The organism is Sphingoaurantiacus capsulatus (assembly GCF_042648405.1).
GTDB lineage: Bacteria > Pseudomonadota > Alphaproteobacteria > Sphingomonadales > Sphingomonadaceae > Sphingoaurantiacus > Sphingoaurantiacus capsulatus.
The window spans coordinates 99,038-120,207 of the sequence record NZ_JBHRXV010000011.1; the positions used below are offsets into that span (position 1 = coordinate 99,038).

21 protein-coding genes, 1 pseudogene and 2 riboswitches are annotated in these 21,170 nt (G+C 67.9%); of the genes and pseudogenes, 16 read left to right on the plus strand and 6 right to left on the minus strand.

Going from position 1 to position 21,170, the window contains the following annotated elements; genetic code table 11:
- Positions 1–82 precede the first annotated feature (82 nt).
- Positions 83–640, plus strand: a complete 558-nt coding sequence (locus tag ACFOMD_RS12605; RefSeq protein WP_380861894.1) for a regulatory protein RecX — start codon at positions 83–85, stop codon at positions 638–640.
- Here ACFOMD_RS12605 and ACFOMD_RS12610 read toward each other — a convergent pair.
- From ACFOMD_RS12610 to ACFOMD_RS12620, 3 genes are read right to left on the minus strand one after another with little or no spacing between them, the layout of a single operon-like run.
- On the minus strand, positions 622–2,208 hold the full coding sequence (locus tag ACFOMD_RS12610; protein ID WP_380861896.1) for an NTP transferase domain-containing protein: 1,587 nt from the start codon (positions 2,206–2,208) through the stop codon (positions 622–624). The two genes, ACFOMD_RS12605 and ACFOMD_RS12610, sit on opposite strands and share 19 nt — an antisense overlap.
- Positions 2,205–3,146, minus strand: coding sequence for an XdhC family protein (locus tag ACFOMD_RS12615; RefSeq protein WP_380861898.1), 942 nt, complete (start codon positions 3,144–3,146; stop codon positions 2,205–2,207). The genes ACFOMD_RS12610 and ACFOMD_RS12615 overlap by 4 nt, the downstream gene beginning before the upstream one ends.
- The gene (locus ACFOMD_RS12620) at positions 3,128–3,754 is read right to left on the minus strand and encodes a CoxG family protein (protein ID WP_380861900.1); all 627 of its coding nucleotides are present in this window, start codon (positions 3,752–3,754) and stop codon (positions 3,128–3,130) included. The genes ACFOMD_RS12615 and ACFOMD_RS12620 overlap by 19 nt, the downstream gene beginning before the upstream one ends.
- Before the next feature lie 157 nt (positions 3,755–3,911).
- On the opposite strand from ACFOMD_RS12620, the gene ACFOMD_RS12625 reads away from it, so the two are divergent.
- From ACFOMD_RS12625 to ACFOMD_RS12660, 8 genes are all read left to right on the plus strand, one after another.
- Entirely contained in the window at positions 3,912–4,475 is a 564-nt protein-coding gene (locus ACFOMD_RS12625; RefSeq protein ID WP_380861902.1) for a cold-shock protein, read from the plus strand.
- On the plus strand, positions 4,475–4,969 hold the full coding sequence (locus ACFOMD_RS12630) for a DUF192 domain-containing protein (protein ID WP_380861904.1): 495 nt from the start codon (positions 4,475–4,477) through the stop codon (positions 4,967–4,969). The genes ACFOMD_RS12625 and ACFOMD_RS12630 overlap by 1 nt, the downstream gene beginning before the upstream one ends.
- 78 nt (positions 4,970–5,047) lie before the next feature.
- On the plus strand, positions 5,048–5,320 hold the full coding sequence (locus ACFOMD_RS12635; protein ID WP_380861906.1) for a hypothetical protein: 273 nt from the start codon (positions 5,048–5,050) through the stop codon (positions 5,318–5,320).
- A gap of 37 nt (positions 5,321–5,357) precedes the next feature.
- Positions 5,358–5,744, plus strand: coding sequence for a hypothetical protein (locus tag ACFOMD_RS12640; protein WP_380861908.1), 387 nt, complete (start codon positions 5,358–5,360; stop codon positions 5,742–5,744).
- A gap of 150 nt (positions 5,745–5,894) precedes the next feature.
- Positions 5,895–6,851: a thiamine-phosphate kinase gene (gene thiL, locus ACFOMD_RS12645; protein ID WP_380861910.1), complete on the plus strand. Its 957-nt coding sequence runs from the start codon at positions 5,895–5,897 to the stop codon at positions 6,849–6,851.
- A gap of 97 nt (positions 6,852–6,948) precedes the next feature.
- Complete coding sequence (locus ACFOMD_RS12650) at positions 6,949–9,099, plus strand: sodium-translocating pyrophosphatase (RefSeq protein ID WP_380861912.1); 2,151 nt, start codon at positions 6,949–6,951, stop codon at positions 9,097–9,099.
- 149 nt (positions 9,100–9,248) lie between these two features.
- Complete coding sequence (locus tag ACFOMD_RS12655; RefSeq protein WP_380861914.1) at positions 9,249–10,607, plus strand: peptide MFS transporter; 1,359 nt, start codon at positions 9,249–9,251, stop codon at positions 10,605–10,607.
- 90 nt (positions 10,608–10,697) lie between these two features.
- A complete protein-coding gene (locus tag ACFOMD_RS12660) occupies positions 10,698–11,867 on the plus strand; it encodes a hypothetical protein (RefSeq protein WP_380861916.1) in 1,170 nt (389 codons plus the stop codon).
- A 73-nt stretch (positions 11,868–11,940) separates the two neighbouring features.
- On the opposite strand, the pseudogene rnhA reads toward ACFOMD_RS12660, so the two are convergent.
- The 3 genes and pseudogenes from rnhA to ispH all read right to left on the minus strand — a co-directional run.
- Positions 11,941–12,381 (minus strand): annotated as a pseudogene (gene rnhA / locus ACFOMD_RS12665) (ribonuclease HI); the annotation flags it as partial.
- Positions 12,378–13,316 (minus strand): homoserine kinase, encoded by a 939-nt coding sequence (gene thrB, locus ACFOMD_RS12670; RefSeq protein WP_380861918.1) that lies wholly within the window; start codon positions 13,314–13,316, stop codon positions 12,378–12,380. The gene thrB and the pseudogene rnhA, both read right to left, overlap by 4 nt.
- A complete protein-coding gene (ispH, locus tag ACFOMD_RS12675) occupies positions 13,317–14,285 on the minus strand; it encodes a 4-hydroxy-3-methylbut-2-enyl diphosphate reductase (RefSeq protein ID WP_380861920.1) in 969 nt (322 codons plus the stop codon).
- Positions 14,286–14,366: 81 nt separating this feature from the next.
- Here ispH and ACFOMD_RS12680 point away from each other — a divergent pair, with 81 nt between their 5' ends.
- The 7 genes from ACFOMD_RS12680 (at position 14,367) to ACFOMD_RS12710 (ending at position 21,161) form a co-directional block, all read left to right on the plus strand.
- The gene (locus ACFOMD_RS12680; protein WP_380861922.1) at positions 14,367–14,987 is read left to right on the plus strand and encodes a hypothetical protein; all 621 of its coding nucleotides are present in this window, start codon (positions 14,367–14,369) and stop codon (positions 14,985–14,987) included.
- A gap of 102 nt (positions 14,988–15,089) precedes the next feature.
- Positions 15,090–15,179: riboswitch (glycine riboswitch) on the plus strand.
- A gap of 1 nt (position 15,180) precedes the next feature.
- Positions 15,181–15,286: riboswitch (glycine riboswitch) on the plus strand.
- A 50-nt stretch (positions 15,287–15,336) separates the two neighbouring features.
- Entirely contained in the window at positions 15,337–16,452 is a 1,116-nt protein-coding gene (gene gcvT / locus ACFOMD_RS12685) for a glycine cleavage system aminomethyltransferase GcvT (protein WP_380861924.1), read from the plus strand.
- Positions 16,449–16,820: a glycine cleavage system protein GcvH gene (gene gcvH, locus ACFOMD_RS12690; RefSeq protein ID WP_380861926.1), complete on the plus strand. Its 372-nt coding sequence runs from the start codon at positions 16,449–16,451 to the stop codon at positions 16,818–16,820. The genes gcvT and gcvH overlap by 4 nt, the downstream gene beginning before the upstream one ends.
- A gap of 5 nt (positions 16,821–16,825) precedes the next feature.
- On the plus strand, positions 16,826–17,590 hold the full coding sequence (locus ACFOMD_RS12695) for a class I SAM-dependent methyltransferase (RefSeq protein ID WP_380861928.1): 765 nt from the start codon (positions 16,826–16,828) through the stop codon (positions 17,588–17,590).
- Between the two features lie 3 nt (positions 17,591–17,593).
- A complete protein-coding gene (gene gcvPA / locus ACFOMD_RS12700; protein WP_380861930.1) occupies positions 17,594–18,961 on the plus strand; it encodes an aminomethyl-transferring glycine dehydrogenase subunit GcvPA in 1,368 nt (455 codons plus the stop codon).
- A complete protein-coding gene (gene gcvPB, locus ACFOMD_RS12705) occupies positions 18,958–20,541 on the plus strand; it encodes an aminomethyl-transferring glycine dehydrogenase subunit GcvPB (RefSeq protein WP_380861932.1) in 1,584 nt (527 codons plus the stop codon). The genes gcvPA and gcvPB overlap by 4 nt, the downstream gene beginning before the upstream one ends.
- Positions 20,538–21,161, plus strand: coding sequence for a DUF938 domain-containing protein (locus tag ACFOMD_RS12710; protein WP_380861934.1), 624 nt, complete (start codon positions 20,538–20,540; stop codon positions 21,159–21,161). Before gcvPB ends, ACFOMD_RS12710 begins: the two co-directional genes overlap by 4 nt.
- Positions 21,162–21,170: the final 9 nt, after the last annotated feature.

Genomic DNA, 21,170 nt, shown 5'->3' on the forward strand with positions numbered 1-21,170 from the left:
CTTTTCCAAGGGTTATGGTTTAACGCAGCCTGCCAGATGGCGACGTGGCGCGTTCAAATTCCGGCCCGACTATGGCAGGAACGTGGCATCGTCCATGGAAGATCGCCAATCCTCTTCCCGCCGCGAGCGGAAACCGAAGAAGCCGCTGACGCCCGACAGCCTCAACTGGTTCGCGCTGCGCTATGTCGAGCGCTATGCGACAACGCGGGAGAAGTTGCGGCGCTATCTGTCTGACAAGCTTCGCGAACGTGGCTGGGCGGGCGAGGGGCAGGCACCGATCGATGCCATGGTCGAGCGCTTCGCCGAGCTGGGCTATGTCGACGATCGCAGCTTCGGCGAGAGCAAGGCGCGGAGCCTCGGCCGCCGGGGTTATGGCGCAAGGCGGATCGACCAGACGCTGACCGCGGCGGGAATCGAGCCCGAGTTGCGCGAGGAGATTCGCGGCGAGGTCGACGATCGCGAGGCGGCGCTGGCCTATGCGCGCCGCAAGCGGATCGGGCCGTTTGCGGCTGAGAAGCCGAGCCCTGAGCTACGGCAGAAGCAGTTCGCGGCGATGGTGCGCGCGGGGCACGGCTTCGATCAGGTGAAGGCGATCCTCGGCGCCGAGACCGAGCACGAGCTCTACGACGAATTTCCCTGACGGGCGCGCGCCGCGGCGAGCGCCTCGGGCGTGTCGATGTCGGCAAGGATCGCGTCGGTGCCGACCTCCACCTCGATAACCTGATCGGCCAGCTCGGCGAGCAGCACCTTGCCGCCGACATCGCCGTCGAGCGCGGCGAGGCGGGCGAAGTGGGCGCGGGGCCACAGCACCGGGTTGCCGCGCTTGCCGTCGACGGTGGGGACGACGATCGCCTGTGGCTCGCGGGCAGGGGCGGCGAGCGCGGTCAGCACGGCGGGCGTCACCTGCGGCATGTCGCCGAGGCAGACGATGGCGGCGCGCCAGTCGGCAGGGACGGCGGCGATGCCGGCGCGCAGCGAACGGCTCAGCCCTTCGGCGAAATCGGGTGCCTCGACGATGGCGGCGCGGTCGCCGACCACGGCGCGCATCTCGGCCGCCATGTTGCCGACGACAACCAGCGCGGGCAGGCCGGCGGCAGCGAGGGTGTCGAGCGTATGGGCGAGCAATGGTTTACCGCCGAGATCGGCGAGCAGCTTGTTGGCGCCCTGCATCCGCGACGAGCGGCCGGCGGCGAGCACCACCGCGCCGACCGGGCCGTTGACGGCGGGCTTGCCGGCGCGCGGCTCGGGGCGCTCGACCTCGGCGAGGACGCCGCCGACGCCCATGCCGGCGATGATCGCGCTGTCGACGGGGAGGCCTGTGAGCAAACGCTCAAGCACCAGATCGACGCCGTTGCGCTTGGGTGAGCGGGCGCAGCCGGGGAGGCCGAGGACCGACTTGCCGGCGAGCGACGCGAGGCAGAGCAGATTGCCGGGATCGACCGGCATGCCGAGGCGTTCGATGGCGCCGCCGGCCACTTCGATGGCGGCGGGGACAACGTCGCGGCGGTCGGCGGTGGCGGAGGCGCCGGCGATCAGGATGAGATCGGCGTCGGTGGCGGCCAGCTTGGCTGTCAGGTCGTCGACGGCGTGCGGGCAGCGGGTGGCCGACACGAGCGTCGCGCCGATCGCGGCGAGGCGGCGGCGGGTGACCTCTTCGGTCTTGGCGAACAGCTTGTCGGGCTGACCGGGCAGCATGGTCTGGATCAGCGCCACCGTGGCGGCGCGGAACGGCGCGACGGCGATGGGGGCGGCAGCGGCGAGCGCGGCATCGACGGCGGCGCCGGGCACGGCGTAGGGGATGATCTTGATGGTGGCGACGATATCGCCGTCGCGGACCCGTGCCTCGGGCATCTGCACGCCGAGGGTGATGCCTTCGTCGATGGCGTTGAGGCGATGTACCGCCGCCGGGTCGAGGCGCACCAGCCCGTCGACCATCGCGACGAGATTGACGCGGCCGTGCACCGGCGCGAGCGCCTTCACATGGCCGCCAGCCAGCGCTGCGCCGAGGCGGGCGGCGGCGTCATCCTCGGCGATATCGCCGGGTTCGAGGCGGGCGACCACCAGCTCGGTGAGCCCGGCGGCGCGCGCGGTGGCGAGATCGTCGGCGGTCAGGCGCCGGCCCTTGGGCAAGCGCTTGCCGTCGATCAACAGCGAGTGGGCGAGGATCGCGCCCTCGCAGTCGGCGAGCGGCGCCGGGCCGAACTTCATAACCTACCGCGCCAGGCGGCGGTCATCTGCGCGGCGATGGAGAGCGCGATCTCTGACGGATTGGCGGCGCCGAGGTCGAGGCCGGCGGGGCCGTGCAGGCGGGCGATCTGGTCTTGTGTCAGGCCGGCGGCGGCGAGCCGCTCAACCCGTGCTGCCTGCGTGCGCCGCGAGCCGAGCGCCGCGACGTAGAAGGCGGGCGAGGGGAGGGCCGCGAGCAGCGCCGGATCGTCGAGCTTGGGATCGTGGGTGAGCGTCACCACCGCGCTGGCGGCGTTGGGCTGCCACTCGGCGAGCGCCTCATCGGGCCAGCGGTCGTTGACGGTCGCATCCTCGAAGCGGGCGGCGGCGGCGAACATGCCGCGCGGGTCGATGATGGTCACCGCATAGCCGAGCTGCCGCGCCATCGGCGCCAGGGCCTGCGCGATGTGGACAGCGCCGATGATCGCGAGGCGCAACGGCGGCGTGTAGCGGTTGATGAAGGCACCTTCGGCCTCGCCGATCCGGGTTCGGCCGGCGTCGTCAGTGGAAAGCGCGAGGGTACGGCCATCGCGGCGGGCGTCGCTGATCTCTTCGAGCAGCGCGGGCGGAAACCAGTCGGGGTGGATCGCCTGCACAAGGATCGCGATGCGGCCGCCGCAGGCGAGACCGACTTCCCACGCCGTCGCGTCGGCGACGCCATATTCCAGCCGACGGAAGCCACCCTCGGCGATCAGCTCGAGCGCATTGGCGATGACGTCGCCCTCGACGCAGCCGCCGCTGACCGAGCCTTCGAAGAGTCCGTCGTCGCGCACCACCAGATGGCTGCCGGCGCGGCGCGGCGCCGATCCCCAGGTCTCGGCGACGGTAGCGATGGCGACACCATGCCCCTCGGTGAGCCAGTCGCGTGCGGCGGCGAGCAGCCGGTCGAGCTCGTCGCCGGCTAGGCGAGCATCAGCCATATGAACAGCACCATCAGCAGGGTGAGCACGCTGCCCCAGACGATCGGCGGGATGCCCTTGCCGCTGTCTTCGGTGTCGGTGACTGGGAGCGACGGCGGCTCGAGGATGGCGTCGCCGACGATCTCGGCGGCGACTGGCTCGGCGGCAGGGGCCGGTCCTTCGACCTCGGCCTTCAGGCGGGCGAAGAAGGTTTCTGCATAGCTGCGCGCGGTGCCTTCGACGAGGCGGGCGCCGAGCTGCGCCAGCTTGCCGCCGATCGTCGAGCGGGCGACGTAGGAGAGGCGGGTGCCGGTGCCGCCGTCGGGCAGCGCTTCCTCGGTGAGGCTCACGTCGGCGGCGCCCTTGGCGAAGCCGGCGACGCCGCCCTTGCCCTCGCCGGCGATGGTGTAGCTGGTCGGCGGGTTCAGATTCTGCAGATCGACGCCACCGGTGAAGCTGGCGCGCACCGGGCCGACCTTGGCGTTGAGCTTGCCTTCGAAGCGGCTGTCGCCGACCTTCTCCAGCGACTCGACGCCCTCGATGCAGCGCGCCAGCACCGCGGGATCGTTCAACGCGGCCCAGACGCGCTCGCGCGGGGCGGCGATCAGCGTGTCGCCCTGAATCTCCATGCGACGGTCCTTTCTTCAGCAACTTGCGCGACGGCGGCGGTTGCCGCTCACCCTATTGCGGAACCCGTCCCGCTTCCGCAACAAAGATGGTTTTTATCGGCACGATCTTTGTGTTAGCGTCCCGGCGGGGCAAATAGCGGTTGCGTGGGAGGGCCTCATGAGCGAGGCGCTGTTGACACAGGAAATAGACGATAGTGACGTGAATGCGGATGATGTCCGTGTTTGCGGCAAAGTGAAATGGTTCGACGCCGTGCGGGGGTATGGATTCGTCGTTCCGGAAGACGGCAGCAGCGATGTGCTGGTGCACTTCACCGTGCTGCGCGAAGTGGGGCGGCGGACGTTGCCGGAAGGCGCGACCGTGACCTGCTATGCGGTGCAGCGCGATCGCGGCCGTCAGGCGCGCAAGATTCTCGACCTTGATCTGTCGACCTCGATCGGGCCGGACCCGGAGGCCGCGTTGCAGCGCGCCGCCAGCCGGATCGATCCGCTCGACCTGCTCGAGAGCGCCGGGCCGTTCGAGCCGGTGACCGTCAAATGGTTCAACCGGCTGAAAGGCTATGGCTTCGTGTCGCGTGGCGGCAGCTCCTCGGACATCTTCGTCCATATGGAGACGGTCCGCCGCGCCGGCGTCGCCGAGCTGATCCCGGGCCAGGAGGTGCGGGCGCGCATCGCCAGCGGCGAGAAGGGCCCCCTCGCGGTCACCATCGAAATCGTCGAATAATGGCGTTCAATACGGCCAAGCGGCTGCTCCGGACAGGGCTGGCCGTTCTGCTTGTCGGGCTCGCCGCCTGCCACGATCCGTTCGCGGAAGAAGCGCTGGCGGCAACGCCGGCCGCGGCCACGCTCGATGTCGTTACTGTGAAGGTGACGGCAAAGGGCAAGGTTCACAGCTATCGCGCCGAGGTGGCGCGCACCCCGGCGCAGCAGGCGCAGGGGCTGATGTACCGCACCAAGATGGCGCCGGGCGCGGGGATGATCTTCCTGTTCCCCGAGCCGCGCATGGCTTCCTTCTGGATGGCCAACACTTATCTGCCGCTCGACATCATCTTCATCGCGTCCGACGGCAAGGTGATCAATGTCGGCGAGGGCGTGCCGCTGACGACCAAGACAGTGGAATCGACGGCGCCGGCGGGCAGCGTGCTCGAGCTCAACCGCGGCGAGGCGGCGCGCATCGGCCTGAAGGCCGGCGACAAGGTGACGTGGGCGGCAAAATGAGGCAGCGTTCGGCGCGCTGAGTCCGCTTCACCCTCCGCGCGACTTGTGTTAAAACTGTACGCGCAGAGGGAGATGATGATGCGTTTCAAGGCTTTGATGCTGGTTCCTGTCGCTGCCGCACTGCTTGGCGCGCCCGCCGTCGCCCAAACGCCGGCACCCGCCGCCGCCCCGGCCACGGCGCAGGCCGATCCGATGGACGAGGTCGTCTGCAAGCGCGAGGGCGAGACCGGCTCGCTGGTCAAGAAAAAGAAGAAGGTCTGCGCGACCCGCCGCCAGTGGGAGGTGGTCGCCAGCAAGAGCCGCGAAGCGCTCGACCAGGGCCAGATGAGCGGCAGCAGCTCGGGCCAGTAAGTCGCTGTCCAGGCCAGGATATGGACGAGCCGCGGCGGTGATCGCCGCCGCGCTGCTGGCTGCCTGCTCGCCCGGTGAAGCGCCCGATGCGTCGGGGCTGACCGGCGAGGAGAAGGTCGCGCTGGTCCAGCGCTATTATGCCTGCGCGCGCGAGCAGAACACGCCTTGCGTCGCGGCGACGCTGCATCCCGATTTCCGCGCCGCCGCCGAAGCGGCGGGCGCCGATGCGCGGCAGGGCCATGCCGAGGCGATGAGCCGCCGGCTGGCGACCTCGCGCGTCGAATCGCGGGTGCTCGATCAGGACGGCGCCGAGGTCTGGGTCGTCGAGGTGTGGAACGACAAACATGGCGCGACGACCAGCCTGCTGCGGAATTTTACGTTCGAGAGCGGGCTGATCCGCGCGAAGACGGTGCTGGCGACGTAGAAGTCGTCGCCGGCCTCCCAACATTCGTCATCCCGGCGAAAGCCGGGATCCAGACCGGCGTCCGACTGGATACCGGCTTTCGCCGGTATGACGGGTGAGGGCGGTGTGGGCCGGCTTGCCCTCATCCTGCCGCCAGCCGATACACGCCCCATGCGCGAACGCACCCTCATCGACCGGCTGCTGAAGCCGCTCGCCGGCCATCCGGCGGCGCGGGGGCTGGCCGATGACGCGGCGGTGCTGGCGCCGCCGCTGGGGCGCGACCTGGTGTTCACGCACGACGTGCTCGCCTGCGGCATCCACTATCTGCCCGCCGACCCCGCTTCCGACATCGCGTGGAAGCTGCTGGCGGTGAACCTGTCCGACCTCGCGGCGATGGGCGCGCGACCGGTCGGGGTGCTGATGGGGCTGGCGCTGAGCGCCACCGAGGACGAGGCGTGGCTGACGGCCTTCACCGGCGGGCTGAAGCGGGCGCTCGATCGCTGGGAGGTGCCGCTGCTCGGCGGTGATACGGTGACAGGGCTCGACCGCGCGGTGCTGGGGCTGACCGCGATTGGTCAGGTGCCGGCGGGCGGGGCGCTGGCGCGCGGCGGCGCGAAGCCGGGCGATGATCTCTATGTGACGGGTACGATTGGCGACGCGGGCCTCGGTCTCGCCATCGCCAAAGGGGAAGCGCCCGCCGACAAATTCCTGCTCAACCGCTTCCGCCGTCCCGAGCCGCGCCTCGCGACGGGGGCGGGGCTGGTCGGGCTCGCCAGCGCGGCGATGGACGTTTCCGATGGGCTGCTGATCGACGCCGAGCGGCTGGCGGCGGCGAGTGGCGTGGCGGTCGATCTCGACCTCGCGGCGCTGCCGCTGTCCGACGCGGCGGCGGCGCGCACCGCGCGATCGAACGAAGCGCTCGTCGAGCGGGCGACGGCCGGCGACGATTATGAGCTGCTGTTCGCTGTCGCGCCGGTTCGCGCGGCCGAGGTCGCGACGCTCGCCGAGGCCAGCCGGCTGCGGCTGACGCGGATCGGGGCCGTCGCCGAGGGAAAAGGCCTCAAAATCGCGGGAATCGATGGCGAAACGATCCGCCCGTCGCGTCTCGGCTACGAGCACGGCACCTAGCGGTTGCCAGCGTCGCTACCTTTTGCCACAACCCGCGGCAATCTTTTCACGCAACGCGGCCCCAAGACCGCGTCATCCATCAGGGGTTAGGGAAAACATGGAAACTCAGACCGTGGTGCTGATCGCGGTACTGTGCGGCTTCATTGCCGTGCTGTACGGCCTTCTCACCGCCGGGCAGGTGCTTCGCGCGCCGGCCGGCAATGCCCGCATGCAGGAAGTCGCCGCCGCCATCCAGGAAGGCGCGCAGGCCTATCTCGGCAAGCAATATACCGCCATCGCCATCGTCGGCGTCATCGTCGGCGCCGTCGTGCTGTTCACGCTCGGCGTGTACACCGCGGTCGGCTTCGTGCTCGGCGCCGTGCTCTCGGGCCTCACCGGCTACATCGGCATGTACATCTCGGTGCGCGCCAACGTCCGCACCGCGGAAGCCGCGCGCAACGGCCTGCAGGCCGGCCTCACCATGGCGTTCCGCTCGGGCGCGGTCACCGGCCTGCTGGTCGCCGGCCTCGCGCTGCTCGCCATCGCCGGTTACTATTATTACCTGACCGGCCTCGCCGGCTACGAGCTGGCCGAGGTGGCCGAGCGCCGTGAGATCATCAAGGCGCTCACCGGCCTCGCGTTCGGCGCGTCGCTGATCTCGATCTTCGCGCGTCTCGGCGGCGGTATCTTCACCAAGGCCGCCGACGTCGGCGCCGACATGGTCGGCAAGAACGAGCTCGGCTTCGACGAGGACGACGACCGCAACCCGGGCGTCATCGCCGACAACGTCGGCGACAACGTCGGCGACTGCGCCGGCATGGCCGCCGACCTGTTCGAGACCTATGTCGTCACCGTCGGCGCCACCATGGTGCTGGTCGCGCTGCTGGTCGCCGGCCAGGACGCCGTCGACCTCATGGCGCTGCCGCTGATCGCGGGCGGCGTCTGCATCCTCACCTCGATCATCGGCACCTATTTCGTGCGCCTGGGCAAGGGCTCGATCATGGGTGCGCTCTACAAGGGCTTCGGCGTCGCCGCGGTCCTGTCGATCCCGGCGCTCTACTTCGCCACCACCCTGCTGTTCCCCGACATGAACGCCGTCATCGGCGGCCCGTCGGAAGCCACCAGCGTCGACGTGGCGCCCGAAGTCGCCGCCGGCACCACCTTCACCGGCATGGACCTGTTCTACTGCATGGTGGTCGGCCTCGTCGTGACCGGGCTCATCGTCTGGATCACCGAATATTACACCGGCACCGACTATCGCCCGGTGCAGTCGATCGCCAAGGCGTCGAACTCGGGCCACGGCACCAACGTCATCCAGGGCCTCGCGGTCTCGATGGAATCGACGGCGCTGCCGACGCTCGTCATCGTCGCGGGCATCATCGTCAGCTACCAGCTGGCGGGCCTGATCGGCATCGCCTTCGCGGCGACGGCGATGCTGGCGCTGGCCGGCGTGGTCGTGGCGCTCGACGCCTACGGCCCCGTCACCGACAACGCCGGCGGCATCGCCGAGATGTCGGGGCTGGAGCATGAGGTGCGCGAGCGCACCGACGCGCTCGACGCGGTCGGCAACACGACGAAGGCGGTCACCAAGGGCTATGCGATCGGCTCGGCCGGTCTTGCAGCGCTGGTGCTGTTCGCGACCTACACTGAAGATCTGTCGCAGTTCTTCAGCAACGTGGAAGTGAACTTCTCGCTGTCCAACCCCTATGTCGTCGTCGGCCTGCTGCTCGGTGCGCTTCTGCCGTACCTGTTCGGCGGCATGGCGATGACCGCGGTCGGCCGCACCGCTTCGGCGGTGGCGCTCGATATCCGTGCGCAGTTCGCCGAGAACCGCGACGCGATCATCAGCCGTCAGGTGCGCCCGAACTATGCGCGCACCGTCAGTCTCGTCACCGCGGGCGCGATCCGCGAGATGATCATCCCGTCGCTCCTGCCGGTGCTGGCGCCGATCGTCGTCTACTTCGCGATCACCGCGGTCGCGGGCCAGGGCAACGGCTTCGCCGCGCTCGGCGCGCTGCTGATGGGCGTCATCGTCTCGGGTCTGTTCGTGGCCATCTCGATGACCTCGGGCGGCGGCGCGTGGGACAACGCCAAGAAGGTGATCGAAGTCGGCGCGTACGGCGGCAAGGGCTCGCCGGCGCACCAGGCGGCGGTCACCGGCGACACCGTCGGCGATCCCTACAAGGACACCGCCGGCCCGGCGGTCAACCCGATGATCAAGATCACCAACATCGTGGCGCTGCTGCTGCTCGCGGCACTCGCTCACTAAACCGACGTTCGTCGACCTTTCAGGCCCGTCCGGGAAACCGGGCGGGCCTTTTCTTTGGTTACCGGTCGATAAGCCAATGTTCCTTGTCGACCTACACCGTTGCTTGCGCGTAATATGACAATGGCTGAGGGGCCATCGGAGAAGAATTCGTGACCGACGACGCCCACCTCGACCGATCTTTTCTCGGACATCCCAAGGGGCTGGCCTACCTCGCCTTCACCGAGGCGTGGGAGCGCTTCTCCTATTACGGGATGCAGGCGCTGCTGGTCCTGTACCTCGTTAACCATCTGCTGCTGCCCGAAAATGCCGCGAACGTCGCGCTGCTGGAGCCGCTGCGCAGTCTCTACGGCGGTCTCGACGGCCAGCCGTTCGCCTCGGCGATCGTCGGCACCTATTTCGCTTTGGTCTATTTCACCCCGATCGTCGGCGGTTTCATCGCCGACCGCTACATCGGCAAACGCCGCGCGGTGCTGACCGGCGCGATCATCATGACCTTGGGCCATTTCCTGATGGCGGCGGAAGCGGCGTTCCTGTTCGCGCTGCTCTGCCTGATCATCGGGTCGGGGCTGCTCAAAGGCAACATCGCGGGGCAGGTAGGGGCGCTCTACAAGCCCGACGATCTGCGCCGGGCGGACGCCTTCCAGATCTTCTACCTCGGCATCAACGCCGGCGCGATCGCCGCGCCGCTGGTGGTGGGGACGCTCGGCGAGAAGGTCGGCTGGCACTGGGGCTTCGGTGCCGCCGGCATCGGCATGCTGATCGCGCTCGCCATCTACATCGACGGCCAGAATTATCTGCCCGTCGACCATCTGGAGCCGAGGAAGAAAGGCGCCGAGGCGCCGGTACGGCCGCCGCTGACCCGGCCCGAATGGCTGTCGCTGCTGGCGATCATCCTGCTGATCCCGGTGCTTGCCGTGGCGATCGTGCCCAACAACCAGATTTTCAACGCCTATCTCACTTGGGGCGACACGGCCTTCGACCTGACCTTCGACGGAGAGAAGCTGCCGACCACTTGGCTGGTGACGCTCGATGCCGTCGTGTCGGTGAGCCTGCTCGCCGGCGTCGCGCTGTTTTATCGCTGGTACGGCAAGCATTGGCGCGAGCCCGACGAGGCGACCAAGCTGGTCATCGGCTCGATCTTCTCGGTCGGCGGCATGCTGTGTCTTGTCGCGGCGGCGGCGACCACGCCCGAGGGCCAGAAGATCCCGATGGCCTGGCCCGTGCTGTTCCACTTCGTGAACAGCATCGGCTTTGCGCATATCCTGCCCGTCAGCCTCGCCTTCTTCGCGCGGCTGGCACCCCCGGCGATCAACTCCACCGCGCTCGGCCTCTATTATCTCGCCTTCTTCGCCGCCAATTCGCTGGTCGGCTATGTCGGCGGCTATCTGTCGACGATGCCGATCACCAGCTTCTGGCTGCTGCACGCAGCGTTCGCCGCCGGCGCGGGCGTGGTGTTCCTGCTGTTCAAGCTATTCCTGATGAAGCGGCTGGTAGGGGAAAAGGGCTGACGCGCGAAGAGCTTACATGTCACATTCGGAACCACCCTGATAAAGCGATCAACCTCATCGATTATGTCAATACTCAACTACACGCCGCCGATGCCGAAGCGCAGTCGCTATGATGTTGAGGATCTGCATCCGGTTCGAACAATGCCGCCATATGAGCCATGCTGGTGTCGTTCCGGAAAGAAATGGAAGTTCTGTCATAAGATCAGAGAAGCGATGAGACCTCTGGCCTTTGCTGAGCTTACAGCCAACATGCAGGTTGAGGCGAAGAGGGGATACTGTTCGCACCCCGACGCTCCCAGAGGCTGTAGCAACAAGCTTATTCGATCCCACACCGTTCAACGCAGCGGAGGACTGTCGGCGATCGCAGAAGATGGGCACGTGCTGTCGCCGAAAGAGGGCGTGAAATTTATGGCACAGAACGACGGATTGATGGTCCCGACAAAGGTAGGCATAAATAATGCGTCAACGTTTATGGGCTTTTGTGGTTTACATGACGGATCTATGTTCAGGCCAGCTGAGCACGGAGCAGTGTCGCTAAACTCTGAAGTGGCATTTCTTCTCTCTTTTCGATCAGTTGCATATGAAGGGTATAATAAAATAATCTCTAAGCGCTGGTCAGAGATAAATCGTGAAGCTGATGCAGGTCTACCATTCGAGCGTCAGGCGATGTTTCAGCAAATGCAGCACTGGCATCGTGTCGGCACGGAAGTTGCCATCGAAGATTTTAATATATGGAAAGAGGCGTACGACGAAGCATTTAAGAAAAATGACTATTCAAGATTTTGGTATCACGCTGTTGCATTTGAAGGCGTTTTGCCGATCGCTGCTTCTGGCGGACTGATGCCAGAGTTTGATTTTACAGGAAAGCGGGTCCAAGCCCTTGGTGAGTTAGGCAAGACCCTCGATCACGTGACAGTGAATCTCACTGTCCTTGAAGGTCGCACGGTGGCTGTTCTGGGCTGGCTGGGAGAGCCCGATGACGCTGCGCAACAGTTCGTAAGGTCGTTCGCTGAGGTTCCGGACAATGATGTAGCGAACGCGCTCCTCCGCCTTTGCTTCGAGCATATCGAGAATTTGTATCTCACGCCGAGCTGGTGGAACGCCTTGCCCGGAGAATGGCAGACTGCGCTCGTGCATAAAATGAAAAACGGTCTGCCGCATGGCGAGCGTGTACCAGCGGGTCTACTACCCGACGGGCGGGACTACTTCCCCAATTTAAAGGTGGTGGAACGCATTAGCGCTCTTCCTGCCCCCGCGTAAGCGATGCGCACTCGCCTCCGATAAGGCGATGCTCACGCAATCTCCCTGATTATACCTGATTCGCGTTTCCGGCGCGCATGGCCTCGATCGCCTCATTGGCGAGCGCGTCGCAGCGTTCGTTTTCGGCGTGGCCGGCGTGGCCCTTCACCCATTTCCACTCGATCCGGTGGGGGCGGGCGGCCTCGACGAGGTCCATCCACAGGTCGGCGTTCTTCACCGGCTTCTTGTCGGCGGTCTTCCAGCCGTTGCGCTGCCAGCCGAAGATCCATTTGGTGATGCCGTCCATGACGTACTTGCTGTCGGTGGACAGCAGCACCTTGCACGGCTTCTTCAGCGCGCGGAGCGCCATGATCGCGCCCATCAGCTCCATGCGGTTGTTGGTGGTGGCGGGGTCGGAGCCCGACAGCTCGCGCTCGCGATTGCCCTGGCGCAGCACCGCGCCCCAGCCGCCGGGGCCGGGGTTGCCCTTGCAGGCGCCGTCGGTGGCGATCTCGATGTAGGGGCGCTCGGTCATGCCGCGCGGTAATGCGCGAGGCGCCGCAGATAGGCCAGCGGATCCTTGCGCGTCACCAGCGCGTCGGCGGGGGTGTTGAGCCAGTCGTAGGTGCGCGTCAGCAGGAAGCGCAGGCAGGCGCCGCGCGCGAGGATATTGAACGCCGCCGCCTCGTCGGCGCTGAGCCCGTGGCTCGCGGCGTAGCCGGCATCGAGTGCGGCGGCGCGGTCGGCGAAATGCGTCGCGCCGTCGCCGCTGAACGCCCATGACGTGTGCAGCACGGCAAGATCGTAGGCGCGGATGTCGGTGCAGGCGAAATAGAAGTCGATCAGGCCGGTGACCTTGGTGCCGCGCACCAGCACATTGTCGGGGAACAGGTCGGCGTGGATCGTCGAATGCGGCAGGTCGAGCGGCCAGTTCGTCTCGAGGAAGGCCAGCTCCTCGGCGATGGTCGCGGCAAGGCCGGGCGCGATCTCGTCGGCGCGGGCGCCGCAGGCCTCGGCCAGCCGCTGCCAGCCGGCGAGATTGAGGGCATTCTCGCGCACCTGATCGAAATCGCGCAGCGCGGCATGCATCTGCCCCATCGCCTCGCCGGCGGCGCGGCAATGCGCGGGGGTCGGCTCGCCGAGCGAGACGCCGGGCAGGAATTCGATCAGGCAGGCGGGGCGGCCCTGCAGCGTCTGCAGCGCGCGGCCCTCGCGGTCGACGATCGGGCGCGGGACGGGCAGGCCGCGGTCAGCGAGGTGCGTCTTCAGCGCGAGGAAATAGGGGAGGTCGGCTTCGGAGACGCGCTTTTCGTAGAGCGTCAGGATGAAGCGCGCCTGCGTGGTCTCGACGAGGAAGTTGGAATTCTCGACACCTTCGGCGATGCCCTTGGCGCTGACCAGCGTGCCGACGTCGTAGCGGGAGAGGAAGCTGTCGAGCGCCTCCGCCGGAACCTGCGTGTAAACGGCCATCTACGCGAGCGCGCGCGGCAGCTTGAACACGATGTCCTCGGACGCGGTGCGGACTTCCTCGATCGTCAGCTCGAAGCGCTCGTGCAGCGCGTCGATCAGCTCCTGCACCAAGGTCTCGGGCGCCGAGGCGCCGGCGGTGATGCCCAGCGAGGTGACGCCGCGCAGCCAACGCCAGTCGACGTCGGCGGCGCGCTGGATGAGCTGGCCGTGCGACCCACCGCGCTCGGCGACCTCGACAAGGCGCAGCGAGTTGGAGGATTTAGGCGAGCCGAGCACCAGCACGACCTGCGTCTTCGCCGCCAGCTCCTTCACCGCTTCCTGGCGATTGGAGGTGGCGTAGCAGATGTCCTCGCCCTTCGGCCCGACGAGATCGGGGAAGCGCGATTGCAGGGTCGTGAGGATGTCGCGGGTGTCGTCGACCGACAGGGTGGTCTGGGTGAGCAGGCCGAGCGGTCCCTCGGGTGGCTGCACCGTTTGCGCTTCCTCGACGGTCTCGACCAGCGTCATCGCGCCGTCGTCGACCTGGCCGAAGGTGCCGATCACCTCCGGGTGGCGGGCGTGGCCGATGAACAGGATGTGGCGGCCCTGATCGACGAAGCGCTCGGCTTGGCGGTGAACCTTCGACACCAGCGGGCAGGTCGCGTCGATATAGTCGAGCCCGCGCGCCTCAGCCTTCGCCGGCACGACCTTGGGCACGCCATGCGCGGAGAAGATCACCGGCACGCCGTCGGGCACCTCATGCAGCTCCTCAACGAACACGGCGCCCTTGGCGCGCAGCGAGTCGACGACGAACTTGTTGTGGACGATCTCGTGCCGGACATAGACCGGCGCGCCGTAGCGCTCGATCGCCAGCTCGACGATGCGGATGGCGCGGTCGACGCCGGCGCAGAAGCCGCGCGGGGCGGCGATCACCACGCGAAGTTGCGGCTTGGTCGCCGCGGGCGTGTCGAGGACGGGAGTGGACGCCATGTCGCGCTCCTACGCGATTGCTTGTGCCCACGAAACCCGGAACCTATAACGACGCGACATTTGGACCGGGGTGCTTTTCGCGTGCTCAGACAGCTTGGCTTTACCATTCTTGCCGCGACGGCACTCACGGCTTGCGGCGGCGGCGATCCGCTTCGTGTCACCCGCTCGGCCTGCCCGGCGGTGGCGATCGTGCAGCATACCGGCGACGTCACCCTGTTCTCGCCGCCCGCCAGCCGCGACGCCAGCGCGATCGATGTGGTCGCGACGATGACCAACGTGCGCGGCGCGTGCAGCGAAACCGGATCGCATATCTCGACCGGCGCCACCTTCACCGTGCTGGCGCAGCGCACCAACGCCGCCGGCGCGCGGCAGGTGACCCTGCCGTACTTCGTGGCGGTGGTTCAGGCGGGCGACAAGCTGGTCACCAAGCAGACCGGCACCGTGACGCTCAACTTCCCTGAGGGGCAGGTGCGCGCGCAGGGGCAGGGCAGCGCCAATGCGCAGGTCGACCGCGCCGCAGCGACGCTGTCGGCCGAGATGCGCGAGCGGATCACCCGCAAGCGCAAGCCGGGCGACGCCGATGCGGCGGTCGATCCGCTGTCCGATCCCGAGGTTCGCGATGCGGTTCGCGCCTCGACCTTCGAGGTGCTGGTCGGCTTCCAGCTCGACGAGGCGGGGCTGGCGTACAACGTCACCAAATAAGCGGGCTTTGCGGCTTTTGCGCGTGACTCGCGGCGTTGTTTGTTTTGCGCGTGACTCGCGCGGGGGCTTCTCCTAGACCTCGACACGCCGTCGGGCTTGCCCGGTGAACGCGCGGGAGAGTGTGGCTTCGGGCCACCGCCGAAGGAGCAACCGCCCCCGGAATCTCTCAGGCCCCAGGACCGCGCGGGCACATCAGCGGCGATCTGGAAAGCGAGCCGTCGCACGGGCGGCTCCACCGAAGGGGTAAGTGCTGGCCAGCCGGCACGAAAGCTCTCAGGTTCCGTGACAGACAGGGGGCAGGGCCGGTGGCGCTGGGCTGCCGGCATACGTCTGTCGACGGAGTTGCCGCATGGCCGACACGGCCGAGAATCTCGACACGCTGCCGCTCGATTCGCTGCATCGCGAGCTTGGCGCCCGCATGGTGCCGTTCGCCGGCTATACGATGCCGATCCAGTATGAGGGCATCATCGCCGAGCATCAGTGGACGCGGACGAGCGCCGGGCTGTTCGACGTGTCGCACATGGGCCAGATCCTGTTCGATCGCGACGCCGACGCCCCGCTGGAGGCGATCCTGCCCGGTGACCTCACCGGCCTCGCCGAGAACGCCATCCGCTATTCGATGCTGCTGAACGATCAGGGCGGCATTCTCGACGACCTGATGGTCACGCGACGCGCGAACGACCTCTACATGGTGGTCAACGGCGCGACCAAGCATGACGACATCGCCGACATGAAGGCGCGGCTGCCGGCCGGTACGCGGCTCGACTATCGCCCCGACTGGGCGCTGCTGGCGCTGCAGGGGCCGAAGGCGGTCGACGTGCTCGAGCGGCTGGCGCCGGGCGCCGCGGCGCTGTCGTTCATGCGCGCGGGGCCGCTTACCATCGACGGGGTCGAGGCGTGGGTCAGCCGGTCGGGCTATACCGGCGAAGACGGCTACGAGATTTCGATCCCGGCCGATGCCGCCGAGAAGGTGGCGCGGCGGCTGCTGGCGCAGCCCGAGGTGAAGCCGATCGGCCTCGGGGCGCGCGATTCGCTGCGGCTGGAGGCAGGGCTGCCGCTGTACGGTCATGATTTGACGCCGGAAATCACGCCGGTCGAGGCGGCGCTGTCCTTCGCGATTTCCAAGCGCCGCAAGGCCGAGGGCGGCTTCGCCGGCGCCGAGCGCGTGCTCGGCCAGTTGCTCAACGGGCCGGAGCGCAAGCGCGTCGGCCTGCGCATCGACGGCCGCCAGCCGGTGCGCGAGGGCGCCACTGTCGTCGTCAACGGTGCGACCGTGGGCAACGTGACCAGCGGCGGCCACGGCCCGGCGCTGAATGCGCCGATCGCCATGGCCTATGTGCCCGCCGCGCTCGCGGCCGACGGGACGCGGTTGCAGGTCGAGGTCCGGGGCAAGCTGCTCGACGCCACCGTCGTGCCGATGCCCTTCTTTCCGAAAAATTACGTCCGCCAGGGAGGCAAGGCATGAAGCTCTATTTCACCAAGGACCATGAGTGGATCCGCGTCGAGGGCGGCACCGCCACCGTCGGCATCACCGATTATGCGCAGGCGCAGCTGGGCGACGTGGTGTTCGTCGAGCTGCCGCCGGTCGGCGCGCCGCTGACCAAGCGCAAGGAAGCCGCCGTCGTCGAATCGGTGAAAGCCGCGTCGGAAGTCTATGCGCCGATCTCGGGCGAGGTGACCGAAGGCAATGCCGAGCTGGAGGCCGATCCGGCGCTGGCGAACACCGCCCCGGAAGATGCCGGCTGGTTCTTCAAGATGAGCGTGGGTGATGCGAGCGAGCTCGACGGCATGATGGATGAAGCCGCGTACCGCGACTACACCAAGGACCTGTAGGCGCGATGGCGGGCGAGGGGCAAAACTGGGATCCGGTCGCCTATGCGGCGCACGCCAGCTTCGTGCCGGCGCTGGGGGCGCCAGTGCTCGATCTGCTGGCGCCGAAGCAGGGCGAGCGCATCCTCGACCTCGGCTGCGGCGACGGCGTGCTGACCGCGAAGCTGGTCGCGGCCGGCGCTGAAGTCGTCGGCGTCGACACCGACCGGGCGATGATCGTCGCCGCGCAGGAGCGGGGCCTCGACGTCCGCCGCATGGACGGGCGCGCGCTCGATTTCGTGCATGAGTTCGACGCGGTTTTCACCAATGCCGCGCTGCACTGGATGACGCCGCCGGCGCGCGTGGCGGAGGGCGTCTACAAGGCGCTGAAGCCGGGCGGGCGTTACGTCGGCGAGTTCGGCGGCCACGGCAACGTCGCGGCGATCCGCGCGGCGCTGCGCGGCGTGCTGATGGGGCGCGGCTACCGGGTGCCGTCGGTCGAGGACAATTATTATCCGACCCCCGACGAGTTCCGCGCTGTCCTCGAAGCCGCCGGCTTCGTCGTCGATCGCGTCGACCTGATCCCGCGCCCGACGCCGGTGCCCTCGGGCATGAGCGCCTGGCTCAACACCTTCCGCAGCGGCTTCATCGATGCCGCCGGCGTCCCCGAAAGCGAACGGGCGCAGGTGATCGAGGATACCCGCTCGCTGCTGCGTCCCGTGCTGGCCGATCAGGCCGGCAACTGGACCGCCGACTATGTGCGGCTGCGGTTCGCCGCCCGCAAACCGGAGTAGATCATGCGCTACCTGCCGCTTACCGAAGCCGACCGCCGCGACATGCTCGCGACGATCGGCGCCAAGTCGATCGACGATCTGTTCAGCGACGTGCCGCAAGCGGCGCGGCTGACCAAGCCGATCGAGGGGCTGTCGAACCATCTGTCGGAGCTGGAGGTCGAGCGGCTGCTCACCGGCCTGTCGCGGCAGAATTCGCCAGCGTCCGAGATGCCGTTCTTCGTCGGCTGCGGCGCCTACAAGCATCATGTGCCGGCGAGCGTCGATCATCTGATCCAGCGCGGCGAATTCCTGACCAGCTACACGCCCTACCAGCCGGAAATCGCGCAGGGCACGCTGCAGGTGCTGTTCGAATTCCAGACGCAGGTCGCGCGGCTGACCGGCATGGATGTCGCCAACGCCTCGATGTACGACGGCTCGACCGCGACGACCGAGGCGATCTTCATGGCGCGGCGCCTCACGCGGCGCACCAAGGCGATCGTGTCGGCGGGCGTCCACCCGCACTATGTGTCGGCGGCAAAGACGCTGACCAAGTTCACCGAAGACGAGCTGGTCTGCGGCGACCCGAAGCTGACCGCGGGCGCGCCAGGCAATGATCTCGACTGGATCCTGTCGCAGCTCGACGACGCGACTTCTTGCGTCGTGGTGCAGAACCCCAATTTGTTCGGCCACGTCGCCGACCTGACCGACCTTGCTGCCGCCTGCCACGCCAAGGGTGCGCTGCTGGTGGTGGCGTTCACCGAGGTGGTGTCCTTGGGGGCGATCAAGTCGCCGGGCGAGATGGGCGCCGACATCGTCGTCGGCGAGGGCCAGTCGATCGGCAACGGCCTCAACTTCGGCGGCCCGTACCTCGGCCTGTTCGCGACGCGCGACAAATATGTTCGCCAGATGCCGGGGCGCCTGTGCGGCGAGACGGTGGATGCGGAAGGGCGCCGCGGCTTCGTGCTGACGCTCTCCACCCGCGAGCAGCATATCCGCCGCGAGAAGGCGACGTCGAACATCTGCACCAACTCGGGGCTGTGTGCGCTCGCCTTCACCATCCACATGACCCTTCTCGGCGAGGAAGGGCTGCGGCGCCTGGCGGCGCTCAACCACGCCCGTGCCGTCCAGACCGCCGAGCGGCTGGCCAAGGTGCCGGGAATCGAGGTGCTGAACGGCAGCTTCTTCAACGAATTCACCATCAAATTGTCGAAGGAAGCGCGGCCGGTGATCCGCGAGCTGGCCGAGCGCAAGCTGCTGGCCGGCGTGTCGCTCGGGCGCCTCTATCCGGGCGTGACCGAGCTTGAGAATGGCGTGGTCGTCGCGGCGACCGAGACGGTGACCGACGACGATATCGAGGCGTTGGCGCAAGGCTTTGCGGAGGTGCTGGCATGAGCATGAATCGTCAGGGACGCGACAGCGGTGCCGGTGAAGGCGGCGGCACCGGCAATGCCTTCGAGACCGTCACCGGCAACCGCGGGCTTCAGCTCGAGGAGCCGTTGATCTTCGAAAAGGGCGCGCCTGACCGCTTCGGCGTCGACCTGCCCGCCGGCCCGAAGGTGGCGAGTCGCCTCGGCGGGCTCGACCGTAACAAGCCGATCGGCCTCTACGGCCTGTCGGAGCCGGAGACGGTGCGCCACTACACGCGCCTCAGTCGCCAGAACTACGCGATCGACATGGGGCTGTTCCCGCTCGGCTCGTGCACGATGAAGCACAACCCGCGCCTCAACGAGAAGATGGCGCGGCTGCCGGGCTTCGGCGACATCCACCCGCTGCAGCCGGTCGACAGCGTGCAGGGCGCGCTGGCGCTGATCCACCTGGTCGGCGAGTGGCTGTGCACCTTGACCGGCATGCCGAGCGTCGCGATGAGCCCGAAGGCCGGCGCGCATGGCGAGCTGTGCGGCATGCTGGCGATCCGCGCCGCGCATGACGCGCGCGGCGAAACGCGCAAGATCGTGCTCGTGCCGGAATCGGCGCACGGCACCAACCCGGCGACGGCGGCTTTCTGTGGTTACGAGGTCGTCGGCATTCCGGCGAACGAGCGCGGCCGCGTCGACGTCGACGCGCTGAAAGCGAAGCTCGGGCCGGATGTGGCGGCGGTGATGATCACCAACCCGAATACCTGCGGGCTGTTCGAGCCGGACATGATCGAGATTGCCGAGGCCGTGCATGCGGCGGGCGCCTTCGTCTATTGCGACGGCGCCAATTTCAACGCCATCGTCGGCCGCGTGCGGCCGGGCGATCTCGGCGTCGATGCCATGCACATCAACCTGCACAAGACCTTCTCCACCCCGCACGGCGGCGGCGGGCCGGGTTCGGGTCCGGTGGTGTTCTCGGCCGCGCTGGCGCCGTTCGCACCGCTGCCCTTCGTGCGCAAGACGGCTGAGCATTATGAGCTGGTCGAAGAAGAGCAGGCGCATGCCTCGACCGACCATAACGAGAGCTTCGGCCGCATGGTCGCCTTCCACGGCCAGATGGGCATGTTCGTCCGCGCCGCGGCCTACATGCTGAGCCACGGCGCCGATGGCCTCCGGCAGGTGGCGGAGGACGCGGTCCTCAACGCCAACTACATCCTCGCCAGCCTGAAGGACGTGATGTCGGCGCCGTTCGGCGACACCGGCCCGTGCATGCACGAGGCGCTGTTCTCCGACGACTTCCTGCACGGCACCGGGATCACCACGATCGATATCGCCAAGGCGCTGATCGACGAGGGCTATCACCCGATGACGATGTACTTCCCGCTCGTCGTCCACGGCGCGATGCTGGTGGAGCCGACCGAGACGGAGTCGAAGTCGACGCTCGACCAGTTCATCAACTCGCTGCGCAGCCTCGCCATCCTGGCGAGGTCGGGCGACGACAGCCGCTTCAAGGGCGCGCCCTTCCTCGCGCCGCGCCGCCGCCTCGACGAGACGGCCGCCGCGCGCAAGCCGGTGCTGAGCTGGCGCGAACCGGAGCAGCGCCAGGCGGCGGAGTGATCGCCAACGAAAGCTGGAGCGGCGAGGATCGCCGCGCCAGCCCGTCGGTCGCGCGCAACCGCGAGCCGATCCTCGATGTGCTGCGGCGGGTGTTGCCGCCGCGGGGTCTGGTGCTGGAGATCGCCGCCGGCACCGGCGAGCATGCGGTGCATTTCGCCGGCGCGCTGCCGGGCCTCGACTGGCAGCCGACCGACCCCGACGCGATGAGCCGCCGCTCGATCGCCGCGTGGCGGGCGGAGGCGGGGCTGCCGAACCTGCGCGAACCGCTGCCGCTTGACGTCATCGCCGCCGACTGGCCGGTGGGCGCGGCCGATGCGGTAGTCTGCATCAACATGATCCACATCAGCCCGTGGGCGGCGACCGAGGGGCTGATGGCCGGCGCGGCGGCGCGGCTGTCGCCGGGCGCGCCGTTGTTCGTCTACGGCCCGTTCCGCCGCGAAGGCGTGCCGATCGCACCGAGCAACGAGGCGTTCGACGCGTCGCTGCGCGAGCGCAATCCGGCGTGGGGGCTGCGCGATCTGGAGGCGGTGCAGGCGTTGGCAGCGGGACAGGGGTTCGATCTCGCCGAGGTAATCGAGATGCCCGCCAGCAATCTGTCGCTGGTGTTTTGCCGCCGCTAGCGCCGCGAC

Excerpts from the sequence above, each read along its gene's own strand:
- ACFOMD_RS12610 (WP_380861896.1), bottom strand. The coding sequence starts at position 2,208 with ATGAAGTTCGGCCCGGCGCCGCTCGCCGACTGCGAGGGCGCGATCCTC.
- ACFOMD_RS12615 (WP_380861898.1), bottom strand. The coding sequence starts at position 3,146 with ATGGCTGATGCTCGCCTAGCCGGCGACGAGCTCGACCGGCTGCTCGCC.
- ACFOMD_RS12620 (WP_380861900.1), bottom strand. The coding sequence starts at position 3,754 with ATGGAGATTCAGGGCGACACGCTGATCGCCGCCCCGCGCGAGCGCGTC.
- ACFOMD_RS12625 (WP_380861902.1), top strand. The coding sequence starts at position 3,912 with ATGAGCGAGGCGCTGTTGACACAGGAAATAGACGATAGTGACGTGAAT.
- ACFOMD_RS12630 (WP_380861904.1), top strand. The coding sequence starts at position 4,475 with ATGGCGTTCAATACGGCCAAGCGGCTGCTCCGGACAGGGCTGGCCGTT.
- ACFOMD_RS12635 (WP_380861906.1), top strand. The coding sequence starts at position 5,048 with ATGCGTTTCAAGGCTTTGATGCTGGTTCCTGTCGCTGCCGCACTGCTT.
- thiL (WP_380861910.1), top strand. The coding sequence starts at position 5,895 with ATGCGCGAACGCACCCTCATCGACCGGCTGCTGAAGCCGCTCGCCGGC.
- ACFOMD_RS12650 (WP_380861912.1), top strand. The coding sequence starts at position 6,949 with ATGGAAACTCAGACCGTGGTGCTGATCGCGGTACTGTGCGGCTTCATT.
- ACFOMD_RS12660 (WP_380861916.1), top strand. The coding sequence starts at position 10,698 with ATGCCGAAGCGCAGTCGCTATGATGTTGAGGATCTGCATCCGGTTCGA.
- thrB (WP_380861918.1), bottom strand. The coding sequence starts at position 13,316 with ATGGCCGTTTACACGCAGGTTCCGGCGGAGGCGCTCGACAGCTTCCTC.
- ispH (WP_380861920.1), bottom strand. The coding sequence starts at position 14,285 with ATGGCGTCCACTCCCGTCCTCGACACGCCCGCGGCGACCAAGCCGCAA.
- gcvT (WP_380861924.1), top strand. The coding sequence starts at position 15,337 with ATGGCCGACACGGCCGAGAATCTCGACACGCTGCCGCTCGATTCGCTG.
- gcvH (WP_380861926.1), top strand. The coding sequence starts at position 16,449 with ATGAAGCTCTATTTCACCAAGGACCATGAGTGGATCCGCGTCGAGGGC.
- ACFOMD_RS12695 (WP_380861928.1), top strand. The coding sequence starts at position 16,826 with ATGGCGGGCGAGGGGCAAAACTGGGATCCGGTCGCCTATGCGGCGCAC.
- gcvPA (WP_380861930.1), top strand. The coding sequence starts at position 17,594 with ATGCGCTACCTGCCGCTTACCGAAGCCGACCGCCGCGACATGCTCGCG.
- gcvPB (WP_380861932.1), top strand. The coding sequence starts at position 18,958 with ATGAGCATGAATCGTCAGGGACGCGACAGCGGTGCCGGTGAAGGCGGC.